Annotated in this window: 12 protein-coding genes; 3 read left to right on the top strand and 9 right to left on the bottom strand. The window is 67.0% G+C overall.

Annotated elements, in window-relative coordinates:
• Positions 1–93: 93 nt before the first annotated feature.
• The 8 genes from ACFU4Z_RS10235 to ACFU4Z_RS10200 all read right to left on the bottom strand — a co-directional run bounded on the left by ACFU4Z_RS10235 (position 94) and on the right by ACFU4Z_RS10200 (position 7476).
• Positions 94–483 (bottom strand): MmcQ/YjbR family DNA-binding protein, encoded by a 390-nt coding sequence (locus ACFU4Z_RS10235; protein WP_379061142.1) that lies wholly within the window; start codon positions 481–483, stop codon positions 94–96.
• Positions 484–510: 27 nt separating this feature from the next.
• On the bottom strand, positions 511–1248 hold the full coding sequence (locus ACFU4Z_RS10230; protein ID WP_379061140.1) for a DsbA family protein: 738 nt from the start codon (positions 1246–1248) through the stop codon (positions 511–513).
• A 79-nt stretch (positions 1249–1327) separates the two neighbouring features.
• Complete coding sequence (locus ACFU4Z_RS10225) at positions 1328–2662, bottom strand: MFS transporter (RefSeq protein WP_379061139.1); 1335 nt, start codon at positions 2660–2662, stop codon at positions 1328–1330.
• Positions 2655–4295 carry a phosphoglucomutase (alpha-D-glucose-1,6-bisphosphate-dependent) gene (gene pgm, locus ACFU4Z_RS10220; RefSeq protein ID WP_379061138.1) on the bottom strand — a complete coding sequence of 547 codons (1641 nt, stop codon included), beginning with the start codon at positions 4293–4295 and terminating at the stop codon, positions 2655–2657. The genes ACFU4Z_RS10225 and pgm overlap by 8 nt, the downstream gene beginning before the upstream one ends.
• Before the next feature lie 47 nt (positions 4296–4342).
• Positions 4343–4705: a fluoride efflux transporter FluC gene (locus ACFU4Z_RS10215; RefSeq protein ID WP_379061137.1), complete on the bottom strand. Its 363-nt coding sequence runs from the start codon at positions 4703–4705 to the stop codon at positions 4343–4345.
• Positions 4702–5076: a DUF190 domain-containing protein gene (locus ACFU4Z_RS10210; protein WP_379061136.1), complete on the bottom strand. Its 375-nt coding sequence runs from the start codon at positions 5074–5076 to the stop codon at positions 4702–4704. Before ACFU4Z_RS10210 ends, ACFU4Z_RS10215 begins: the two co-directional genes overlap by 4 nt.
• 28 nt (positions 5077–5104) lie before the next feature.
• Positions 5105–5530: a fluoride efflux transporter CrcB gene (crcB, locus tag ACFU4Z_RS10205; RefSeq protein WP_379061135.1), complete on the bottom strand. Its 426-nt coding sequence runs from the start codon at positions 5528–5530 to the stop codon at positions 5105–5107.
• A 446-nt stretch (positions 5531–5976) separates the two neighbouring features.
• Entirely contained in the window at positions 5977–7476 is a 1500-nt protein-coding gene (locus tag ACFU4Z_RS10200; RefSeq protein WP_379061134.1) for an MFS transporter, read from the bottom strand.
• Positions 7477–7593: 117 nt separating this feature from the next.
• On the opposite strand from ACFU4Z_RS10200, the gene ACFU4Z_RS10195 reads away from it, so the two are divergent.
• A complete protein-coding gene (locus ACFU4Z_RS10195) occupies positions 7594–8268 on the top strand; it encodes a TetR/AcrR family transcriptional regulator (RefSeq protein ID WP_379061133.1) in 675 nt (224 codons plus the stop codon).
• A gap of 57 nt (positions 8269–8325) precedes the next feature.
• Positions 8326–9624: a D-arabinono-1,4-lactone oxidase gene (locus tag ACFU4Z_RS10190; RefSeq protein WP_379061132.1), complete on the top strand. Its 1299-nt coding sequence runs from the start codon at positions 8326–8328 to the stop codon at positions 9622–9624.
• A 14-nt stretch (positions 9625–9638) separates the two neighbouring features.
• Here the strand turns inward: ACFU4Z_RS10190 and ACFU4Z_RS10185 are convergent, their stop codons facing one another.
• Complete coding sequence (locus tag ACFU4Z_RS10185; RefSeq protein WP_379061131.1) at positions 9639–10385, bottom strand: NAD-dependent deacetylase; 747 nt, start codon at positions 10383–10385, stop codon at positions 9639–9641.
• Positions 10386–10571: 186 nt separating this feature from the next.
• Here ACFU4Z_RS10185 and ACFU4Z_RS10180 point away from each other — a divergent pair, with 186 nt between their 5' ends.
• Positions 10572–11483, top strand: coding sequence for an oxygenase MpaB family protein (locus ACFU4Z_RS10180; protein ID WP_379061130.1), 912 nt, complete (start codon positions 10572–10574; stop codon positions 11481–11483).
• Positions 11484–11555: the final 72 nt, after the last annotated feature.

Raw genomic sequence — 11555 nt, 5'->3', positions numbered from 1 at the left:
GATCCCTCCCCCCCGCGCGCCCGCGCCGCGCGACCCCGCGGCGCCCGCGGCGCTCCCCCCCCCCCCCCCCCGCACGCTTCGACATGCCGGCCGTCAGCGACCGCGGAGGTAACTGTCGGCCAAACGGGCTGGGGCGCAAGCCAACCAACCGTCTTGCAGAAGGTCGCGCAGCCGCTCGACGGTGGTGAGATTCAGTTCGACGAGGACGGCGGCATAGCCGTCGAAATGCGGGATGGTGAACACGCCGGGGCGATCCTCGGCGAGAACGGCTTCCTTGTCGTTGAGATCGGCCAGCCGCACCGCGAGGATCGGCGCCTCGGGCCGCTCGGTATCGCCGAATCGCTTGATATCAGCCTTGCTGAACGGTCGTTCCCACGCGAAAGCCTTGCCCGTGACCGACCACGTCCGGTAGTCGAATCGCAGGCCTTCGGTGACCTCAGGGAGCTGAAGAGCGATCTCAGCGGCATCGTCCAGGGTTGCCACTCCTACGACGCTAGCCGATTCTCGCGATCAGCGTGCGACGTCGAGGACCCACTCTTCGTTGTTGACGTCCAGCTTGCGCTTGCCGTCGAAAACCGAAGGGGTCGACGCGCGCCCGTCGAGCAATTCATTGAGCGCGCCGAGCGCGACCAGGGCGTGCGCTCGCGCGGCATCGACCTTCGCGCCTGCAGCGATGCATTGCGCCACCTGGTCGGATGCGCCCGCCTCCCGTGCCACCGCGGCCAGCTCCTCGTTGCTCAGGTCCGCGCCACCCTCCTTGGGCTGGCTGGTGGTGAACAACAAGGCGTGGAACTTCGAGTAGACCGGACCGGAACCGGCCGCGGCGACACACTCGTTCGCGGCGATCGCGCGCGTCGAGTAATCCTTGCTGCGCGACTTGGATTCGAGGAAATTGACCAGGTGATAGCGCACCGCGAGCGTGCCTTCGTCCTGCTGCTGCGCGATTTCCTGACCGTAGACGCGCTCCATCGAACCGCAGCCCGGGCACAGCGGATCCGCGTACACGTCGATCGTCTTCCGCGCGTCCGGGCGACCGACGAGGATCAGGCCGTCGGGCTGCAGCGTCGCGACCACCGCCGAGCTGTGCACCGGACCGTACCCGTCATTGCGCACGCCGGGTTCGTCGCGACCCCACCGCATGGCCAGGATCACGATCAACACGATGAGCGCGAGCGCCACGCCGCCGAGGGCGTAGGTGGTCTTGCTCGACATCGGTCGCGGGGTGTAGTTCGAACGGGATTCGCTCACCCCGAACACTCTGCCGCAACGGTCCGCGTCGACCCGCGCCGGGTGCGCGGCGAACGCACGAGGGTCCCACCCGCCTGGGCTAGACCCTGGCGCGTCCCTCCGCGTCGTCGAGAACTCGCTCGGGAGCATCATCCCCACACGACTCGGCGGCACGATGCGCGAGCTGGTATTCGGCGTCGTCGCACGGCACTGCGCTCACGTGATCGGACCGATCGGTGTCGAGCGGTCGGATCCGCGATTGCAACGGCTCCGGCACCACCATCCACACCACTGCGGCGACGGCGAGCAGCGCACCGGTGACGGTGAGCGCGATCCCGTAGGAGACGTGTTGCGCCAGCGCACCGATCGCGACCGGGCCGATGACGGTGCCCAGGTCGGCGGACATCTGGAAGCCTGCGAGCACGGGGCCGCCGCGTGCCTTCGGCCCGATCACATCGGCGAGCGCAGCCTGCTGCGTCGGCGTCAACATGCCCGAACCGAGCCCGGCCACCACCGAACTCACCATCAGCCACAACAGGTTCGGCGCGAACCCGAGCCCGATCGTGCCGACCGCGCACACCAGCGATCCGGCGATCAGAAACGGTCTGCGGCCCCAACGATCCGACAGCCCGCCCGAGACGAACAGCACCGCCACATTGCCCGCGGCGAACACCGTCAGCGCGACGCCGGCCATCCCCGGCGGCTGATGCAGTACCTCGACCACGAGCAGCGGCACCAACGCCATGCGCACGCCGAAGACCGCGGCGCCGTTGGCGAAGTTCGACCAGAGCACCGCCCGATATTCCGGCCGCTCCCAGCCCTGCCGGAAGGTCAGCACCCGCACCGCACCGGTCGCCTCCGGAGCGGCCAGATTCGAATTCCGCAGGCTCAGGTAGACAGCCACGGTGACGGCGAACAGCGCGACCATGTAGATCACGAACGGCGCCCGCAGCCCGAGGCCGGCCAGCGCTCCGCCGACCAGCGGCCCACTCACCGAGCCGATCAGGAAGCTGGTCGACCACAGCCCGGACACCCGCCCGCGCTGCGCCGGCGGCGACAGCCGAATCACCAGCGCGAGCGAGGAAACGGTGAACATGGTCGACCCGATGCCGCCGACCGAACGCAAAACCACCAGTTGCCAATAACTCTGGGCCAGCGCGCTCGCGCCCGTGGACACCGCGACGATCAGCAGCCCGCTCAGGTATACCGAGCGCTCCCCCAAACGCTGCACCAGTCGGCCGCTCACCGGGGCGAACAGCAGCCGCATCAAGGCGAAGGCGCTGATGATCGCCGACGCTGCCGCCACACCGACGCCGAAACTGCGCGCGTATTGCGGCAGCACGGGTGCGACCAAGCCGAAACCGATGGCGATGACGAAAGCGGCCCCGACCAGCACCCAGATCTCGGTGGGCAGGGCCTTCGATCTACTACTCACCCGACAGCGCCTGTCCGACCATCTCCTCCGCGGCGGCCTGCACCTGCGTCAGATGCTCGGGGCCGTGGAACGATTCGGCGTAGATCTTGTACTTGTCCTCGGTGCCGGATGGGCGCGCGGCGAACCACGCGTTCTCTGTCGTCACCTTCAGACCGCCGAGCGGTGCGCCGTTGCCCCGTGCCCTGGTGAGCACCGCGGTAATCGGCTCGCCCGCGATCTCCTGTGTGGTGATCATGTCCGGCGTCAACTTCGCCAGCAGCTCTTTCTGTTCCCCGGTTGCGGCGGCGTCGATCCGCGCGTAAGCGGGGCTGCCGTAGCGCTTCTCGAGTTCGACGTAGCGCGCCGACGGGCTCTGGCCGGTGACCGCCGCGATCTCGGCGGCGAGCAGTGCGAGCAACAGTCCGTCCTTGTCGGTGGTCCAGACGGTGCCGTCCATCCGCAGGAAGGACGCGCCCGCGCTCTCCTCGCCACCGAAAGCCAAGCTGCCGCTGAACAATCCGGGCACGAACCATTTGAAGCCGACCGGCACCTCGTGCACGTCGCGGCCGAGCACGCCGACCACCCGATCGATCATCGACGAGCTCACCGCCGTCTTGCCGATCTTGGTCAGCGCGTCCCAGCCCATCCGGTTCGCGACGAGGTATTCGATGGCGACCGCGAGGAAGTGGTTGGGATTCATCAACCCGCCGTCGGGCGTGACGATGCCGTGCCGGTCGGCGTCGGCGTCGTTGCCGGTGGAGAGGTCGTAGTCGTCCTTGATCGCGATCAGCGAGGCCATGGCGTAGCGGGAGGACGGATCCATTCGGATCTTGCCGTCGCTGTCGAGGGTCATGAACCGCCAGGTCGGGTCGACGAACGGGTTGACGACCTCGAGCTCGAGGTCGTAGCGCTGACCGATTTCCTCCCAGTAGTCGACGCTCGCCCCACCCATCGGGTCCGCGCCGAGCCGGATCCCCGCGCCGCGAATGGCGTCCAGGTTCAACACGTTCGGCAGGTCCGCGATGTAGTGGTCGAGGTAGTCGTAGCGTTCGACGCTGGTGTCCAGCGCATGCTGCAGCGTGGTGCGGCGGATGCCCGCGAGACCGCTGCGCAGCAGTTCGTTGGCGCGGGCGGCGATGGCGTCGGTGGCTACGGTGTCGGCGGGACCGCCGTGTGGCGGGTTGTATTTGAAGCCGCCGTCACGCGGCGGGTTGTGCGAGGGGGTGACCACGATCCCGTCGGCCTGGTGACGGGTGCCGCCGCGATTGTGGCGCAGCACCGCATGACTCAGCGCGGGGGTCGGGGTGTACCGGTCACGGGCATCGATGATCGCGGTCACGTCGTTGGCCGCGAGCACCTCGAGCGCGGTGGTCCACGCGGGTTCCGACAACGCGTGCGTGTCCCGGGCCAGATACACCGGGCCGGTAATGCCACGGGTCGCACGGTATTCGATGATCGCCTGGGTGATGGCCAGGATGTGCGCCTCGTTGAACGCGGTGTCCAAGCTGGAGCCACGATGCCCCGAGGTGCCGAAGACCACCTGCTGCGCGGGATCCTGCGGATCCGGGATGCGGCTGTAGTAGGCCGTCACCAGATGCGCGATGTCCTCCAGGTCGGTGGGTCGCGCGGGTCGCCCGGCTCGATCATGGGCCATGCTCGGGTCTCCCTTCCGGATCGGCTGCGCCCGGCTCGTCATCAGAATCATGTCCACAACCACTGGGTCGCGGATGCCGCGGCGAAGACCGCGACCAGACAGGCCACGACGCTGATCACGACATTGCCTGCGGCATAGACGTAGGCGCCGTCGGCAATCAGCCTGATGGTCTCGTAGCCGAAGGTGCTGAATGTGGTGAGCGCACCGCAGAAGCCGATCCCGGCAGCGGTGAGCAGCCAACTGTTCGCACCCGCGCCGACCAGACCACCGAGCAACGCCGAACCGACAATGTTAACGGTCAAGGTGCCCCACGGCAGCAGAGATCCGAAACGTGCTGCGACAGCACGGTCTATCAGATATCGAGCGGGTGCGCCGAACATGGCGCCGAGCACGACGAAGGCGACGTTCATCCGAGCATCCCCACGGTGGGCTGCCAGATCGTGACGTCGGACAGGGTGACGTTCACCGCGGCGAGTATCTCGGCATTCTGCTCGACGAACGACCGCAGCCGGTCGGCGTCATCGATGACCATCACCTGCACGGGTAGGTGTTCGGCCAGATCCAGGATCCGGCTGGTGTGGATGCGCGAGGAGGCGCCGTAGCCCTCGACTCCACGCCACACACTCGCCCCTGCCAATCCGGCGTCGCGGGCCCGCTGCACGATTTCGTGATAGAGCGGGCCGTGCTTCCATTTGTCGTCCTCGTCGAGCAGCACCGTCAGCCGAGCGGCCTGCTTCCACTGTCCCGCCGTCGGACGCGCGCCCGCCGGTGAATCATTCATCGTCTGACCCCCTTCCGTCGTGCCGTCGTCATGTCCGTCGAGCCCGTCCGGTCATCCATCGCGCCGAGCCCATTCCGAGCACGACCGCGACGAGCGCCGCCACCACCGTTCCCCCCAGATAGCCGAGCGCCTCGACCGTTGCACCCGATTGGAGCAGTCTACGAACCTCGAGGCTATAGGTGGAAAAAGTGGTGAAGCCGCCGAGCAGGCCGACGCCGAGGAACGGGCGGAGCAGTCTGTGGGCTACCCACACTTCGGTAATCAGAATCATCAGAATTCCGATCGCAAAGCATCCCATGACATTGATCGTGAACGTCGACCAGGGGACGTGGCCCGGTCGCGGCGGCCACCATACGCCGATGCCGTAGCGCATCATCGCCCCGATCGCACCGCCGACGGAGATCACCGCCAGCACCATCGGTTCGACAGCAGGGGTGTCGGCCCGCTGACCCATGCGCTGACCTCCTGCCGAGCCGAATGCCGCCGGCGCAATGCTATCGGCTGTACCGTGCGGTCTGTTCGCCCGGGGACGGCGACACAAATGACGAACAGTACCGTTCGTCGACATGTGCGCATGTACGACGTACGAATGCCCAGAAGGTTTCGCCGAGGTTCCATCTAACCCTCGATGACGCAGGTCGGGAGCGATGCCTGCAGCACGACGAGCAGTACCCACGATCCATCGGGCGGCGGCGAAATCGAAACGACCCGAGCATCAGCAACTGTTCGGCAGACGGAATTCGATCACCTACGGCGGCCGTCGATCGCTGCGGCGGCTCACCACTCTCGGCATGGAATGCGCACCGTCGCACGGCATTTTCACCGGCAACTACCGAGATTCACCGACACAGCACAGCGCCCGCGTCGAAGTGACACGGGCGCTGCGCTTTTCGGTCGAACTCAGTGCGCGAGCACGGGCTCTCCCTCGGAGGGAGCGGGCACGGTGTTCGGCATCAGGAATGCGGTGATCACGGCGCCGGCCACGAATATCGCGGTGGCCCACCAGAAGCTGGTGGTGTAGCTCTCGATCTGAGCCTGTGCCACGGCCATCGGACCCGGCTGATGCGAGGACAGGTAGTCCGTCGCCGCCGACGCGGCGATGGTGCTCAACAGTGCGGTGCCGATCGAACCACCGACCTGCTGGCTGGTGTTGATCATCGCCGAGGCGACGCCCGCGTCCTCGTGGTGCACACCGGCCGTCGCGCCCTGGAAGGCGGTGGACATCGCACCGCCGAGGCCGAGGCCCATCAGGACGAGAGCGGGCAGGATATGCGTGACGTAGCCACTGTCCAGACCGATCTGGGTCAGCCAGGCCATGCCGGCGGCGGCGACGAGGAATCCACCGGCGACCACGATCTTCGGGCCGACTTTCGGCAGCAACAGCGAGGGCACCGTTGTCGACGAGGCGACCATGCCCGCCACCATCGGCAGGAAGGCAAGACCGGTCTTGATCGGCGAGTACCCCATGCTCAGCTGCATGTAGTAGGTGAGGAACAAGAAGATCGCGAACATCCCGATGCCCATGACGAACACGGTCAGGAACGAACCTCCGCGGGTGCGGTCCAGCACGATCCGCAGCGGCAGCAGCGGGTTGGCGACCTTGGTCTCCAGCCACACGAACACCGCGAGGAGCACGGCGCCGCCGAGCAGGAACCCGAGGGTGACCGAGTTGGTCCAGCTGGTCGACTCGGCGTGCGAGAATCCGTAGACGATGCCGAAGAGCGCGGCCGTCACCACGAGCGTGCCGGGGATATCGAGCTTGGGCCGCTGGGTGACCACATGCTTGGCCAGCAGCAGCACCGCGCCGACCAGCGCGACGGCGGCGAAGGCCAGGTTGACGAACATCACCCAGCGCCACGACGCCCATTCGGTCAGCATGCCGCCGAGCAACAGGCCGATCGCGCCACCGGCGCCTGCGACCGCACCGAAGATACCGAAGGCCTTGGCCCGCTCGGACGGTTCGGTGAAGGTGACGGTCAGCAGCGACAGCGCGGCCGGAGCAAGCAGCGCGCCGAAGACACCCTGCCCGACCCGGGCCGCAACGAGCATGTCGAAGCTGGTGGCCGCGCCGCCGACGGCGGAGGCGCCCGCGAAGCCGATCAGTCCGATGATGAAGGTATTGCGGCGACCGAAGAGGTCGCTGAGTCGTCCGCCGAGCAACAGCAAGCTGCCGAAGGCCAACGCATAACCGGTGACCACCCACTGGCGGTCGCCGTCACTGAAACCGAGATCCTGTTGGGCCGCGGGCAGCGCGATGTTCACGACCGTCGCGTCGAGCACGACCATGAGCTGTGCGACGCCGAGGACAGCGAGCACCCACCAACGCAGCGCGTGCGAGCCGCGCCTGCCGTTATCCGTCTTCTCGGGGGCGGGTGCCCCACGGTCGACCACCGTAGTCATGCTGTCCCCTTTGTATCGAGTCTTGATGCGGAGAAGTCGTCTCCGCTTATGAAAGAAGCTACCATGGTAACGGAGGTAATGCCTCCACTTAATCCCGATACTTGATAGGATGTGGGTGTGAATCACGCCACGGCCCTCTCTCCACCTCGGCGCTTGCGGGCCGATGCCGCGCGCAATCAGCAGCGGATCGTCGCCGCGGCGCGCGAACTCTTCGCCGACCACGGACTGGAGATCACCCTCGACGACGTCGCCGAACGCGCCGGGGTGGGCGTCGGCACCGTCTACCGGCGCTTCGCCAACAAGAAAGAGCTGATCGCCGAGGTCTTCGAGCAGAACATGTCGGAGTTCGGCGACGCCGCCGATGCCGCCTACGCGCATCCCGACCCCTGGCAGGGTCTGGTCCAGTTCTTCGAGTACGCGTGCACGCACCTGGCCACCAACCGCGGCTTCAGTGAGGTGATGCTCGAGCTCGAGAACGACATGGAACGTTTCGCCGCCGTCCGCGACCGGCTCAAGCCGACGGTCGCGGCCGTCATCGACCGAGCCCGCGACGCGGGCACCCTGGCTCCCGACGTCGAGGCCTCTGATTTCTTCGCCCTCATCCACATGGTGGACGCACTCGCCGAGTTCTCCAGGCCGGTGAATCCCGATGTCTGGCAACGGTACATGGCCATCGCGCTCAACGGAGTGCGCGCCGACGCCATGCCGCGCCAGCCGCTCACCGTGCCCGCATTGACCGACGAAGAGGTCGAGCTGGCCAAGTCGCACGTCTGCGCGGGCCGCAAGCGGTAATCGCAAAAACTGGACACAAGTAGCGCGCGTCACACGCGATCCCCTACAGTTGGACGCATGACCAACTCGTGGGTGAACTGGGCCGGCGATCAGCAGTGCGCGCCGGCGACCATGGCCGCCCCGCGCAACACCGATGAGCTGGCCGAAGTCCTCGGCCGCGCCGCCGCGAACGGACAGACAGTACGCGTCGCGGGCGCGGGCCATTCCTTCACCGACACCGTCCTCACCGACGGCGTACTGCTGAACCTCGCGAATATGAACCGCGTACTGGACGTGGATCCGGCCACCGGCCGCGCCAGGGTCGAGGCGGGCATCACCCTCAACGCCGCGAGCAATGCACTGCACCCACACGGGCTCGCTTTCCCCAACCTGGGCGATATCGACGTGCAGACCGTCGCGGGCGCCACCGCCACCGGCACCCACGGCACCGGTGCCACACTGCAGAACCTTTCGGCCGCACTGCATTCCATCGAACTGATGCTCGCCGACGGCAGCCGGGTAGAACTGAATGCCGAGACCGATCCCGAGGGCTGGCGCGCCGCACGCGTCGGCATCGGCGCGCTCGGCGTCGTCACCGCCGCCACCTTGCAGCTGGTTCCGTCCTTCGTGCTCGAAGGCATCGAGCGACCGGTGCCGGTCGAGGACATCCTCGCCGACCTGGATTCCTACGTCGACGGTAACGAGCACTTCGAGTTCTACATGTTCGCGCACAGCCCGTTGGCGATGACCAAGCGCAACAACCCGGTCGAGCTGACCGAACAGCCGCGCGGCAAGGCCGTCGACTGGTTCGCCGACATCCTCATGTCCAACTACGCCTTCGACGTGCTGTGCCGCCTCGGCAAAAGGCGGCCCGGCCTGGTGCCGTGGATCCATCGCGGCGCCGCCTACGCGGGCAGCTACCGCCGCCAGGTCGACCGCTCCTACCGAGTGTTCGCCTCGCCCCGCCTGATTCGCTTCACCGAGATGGAGTACGCGATCCCGCGTGAACACTCGATCGCCGCGATCCGCGAAATCAAGGAACTATCCACGACATTCGATACGCCGATGCCTATCGAAGTGCGCTGGGTCGCCCCCGATGACGCGTTCCTCTCCCCCGCGGGCGGTCGCGACACCTGCTACATCGCCGTGCACCAGTACCGCGGCATGGATTTCGAGCCGTACTTCCGTGCCTGCGAAACGGTCTTCGACCGCTACAACGGCCGACCGCATTGGGGCAAGCGCCATTTCCAGACCGCGCAGACCCTCCGGCCGCGCTACCCCGACTGGGACCGCTTCGCCGAGGTGCGCCGCCGCCTCGACCCCAAAGGCCGCTTCGGCAACGCGTATCTGGACCGGGTGCTCGGCCCGGTCGCCTGAGCTCACCGCGCGGGTCAGCCGGCCAGTATCTCGGCGACCAGCCGCGGCAGTGCTGTGCCGATGGGGTCGCGAATGATCTCGGTGGCCAAGCCGTCATAGGGCGTCGGCTCGGCGTTGACGATGACGAGGTCGGCGCCGTTGTCGACGGCGAGCGCGCACATCGAGGCGGCGGGCTCCACCTGCAGTGAGCTGCCGACCGCCAGGAAGATCTCGCTGGTCTCGGCCGTCAAGGCGGCCTTCGTGATCGTGCGCGTGTCGAGCTGCTGGCCGAACATGATGGTGGCCGCTTTCAGCACACCGCCGCATTCGGGACAGGGCGGGTCCGCTTCGCCTGCCGCGACGCGTTCCAAGGTCGCGGCCATAGTGGTCTCGAAGTCACACTCGACACACACCACCTCGAACATATTGCCGTGGATTTCGATGACCCGATGCGGCGAGGAACCCGCGCGCTGATGCAGCCGATCGATGTTCTGGGTAATGATCGTGACGGTGCGCCCGGCCCGCTCGAGATCCGCGAGCGCGGTGTGCGCGGCGTTCGGCTCGGCCTGCCACGCCGGGTTGTCGCGGCGGGCGAGCCAGGATCGTCGCCGCAACTGCGGATCGGCCAAATAGGCGTCGAAGGTCGACAACAGTTCGGCGATGGGGTCTTTCGTCCACACCCCGCGCGGCCCGCGAAAATCCGGTATCCCGGAATCGGTGGATATCCCCGCGCCGGTGAGGACTCCGATCCGGCCGGAACGCTTACGCCATTCGGTCGTCATACCGAAAAGCGTAGGGGCAGCATCTCGGTTGGCGCACTCGGCCGACGAGCTCGCATCGGCGCCTTTCGTCTCCGCGAATCACCATGCGGTTGTGTTCGCGCACAGCCTGTGGACGCGCCAAGACGTTGAGAGATTGGTACTCTAAATCTCTCAAGCTATTGAGCAGGACGATCAAAGGAGATCGCAATGACGGCGCCCATCGCACTCGACACCACCGGCTCGCGCACGCCGCCCGCCCGCCGCCCGATCGAGCCCGGCACGCGAATGTGGGATGAGACCGGCCTGATCACCTTCTCCCTGACCGCGGGCTCGGCGTTCCTGCTCCAAACGATGGAACCGACCATCTCCGCCGTCGTCGACGAGCATTCGACCTTCCGCACCGACCCGATGGGCCGCGCTGTGCGCAGCCTCGGCTCGGTGATGATGTGGATCTACGGCGGCGACGAAGCGCTCGCCGAAGCCGATCGCCTGCGCGCGATGCACGCATCGCTCAACACCACCGATGCCGCCGGTGTCCGGCACAAGGCGCTGTCGTCGGGGCCGTGGGCATGGGTGCTGCACACCGGCACCTTCGCCTTCACCGAAGGCTCGAAGTACTTCGCCCGCCACCCGCTGACCGCGGCGGACAAGGAGGCGTACTACCAAGAGGTGGTGCAGCTGATGCGCAATTTCTCGGTGGCGGCCAAGGAGATTCCGGAGGACTACGCCGCGTTCGAGAAGTTCTTCGACGACGTGGTGGAAAACCACCTACAGAACACCGACACCGCACACGACTACCTGCGGGTGATCCGATCCGTCGCACCACCCCAGCAGCTTCCGCGCGCACTGCGACCGATCTGGCGACGCGCCGTCGCACCCATCGGACAGCTGCAATACTTCTTCACCATCGGCACCACCCCCGAGCCTGCCCGCCGCAAGCTCGGCCTGACCTGGACCGCGGCCGACGAACGCAAGTTACGCGTCCTCGGCAGGCTGATCGGCCGCACCGTCCCACTACTCCCGGAACGCCTGCGCTACTTCCCGATTGCCTACGAAGCCCGCCGCCTCGAGCGCGACCGCGCCCGCCTGCGCAGGATCATCGACCTGCGCCCCATGTGACTGTGTGAGCCACGACAACGGCCCGGGGGGGCCCGCCGCGGGCCCCCCGGGAGTGTTTGGGGTGGATTTTAA

The organism is Nocardia sp. NPDC057440, from assembly GCF_042802915.1.
In the GTDB taxonomy this organism is placed as follows: Bacteria; Actinomycetota; Actinomycetes; order Mycobacteriales; family Mycobacteriaceae; genus Nocardia.
The sequence above is the reverse complement of the archived record's forward strand: the minus strand, read 5'-3'. Positions and strand labels throughout refer to the sequence as shown.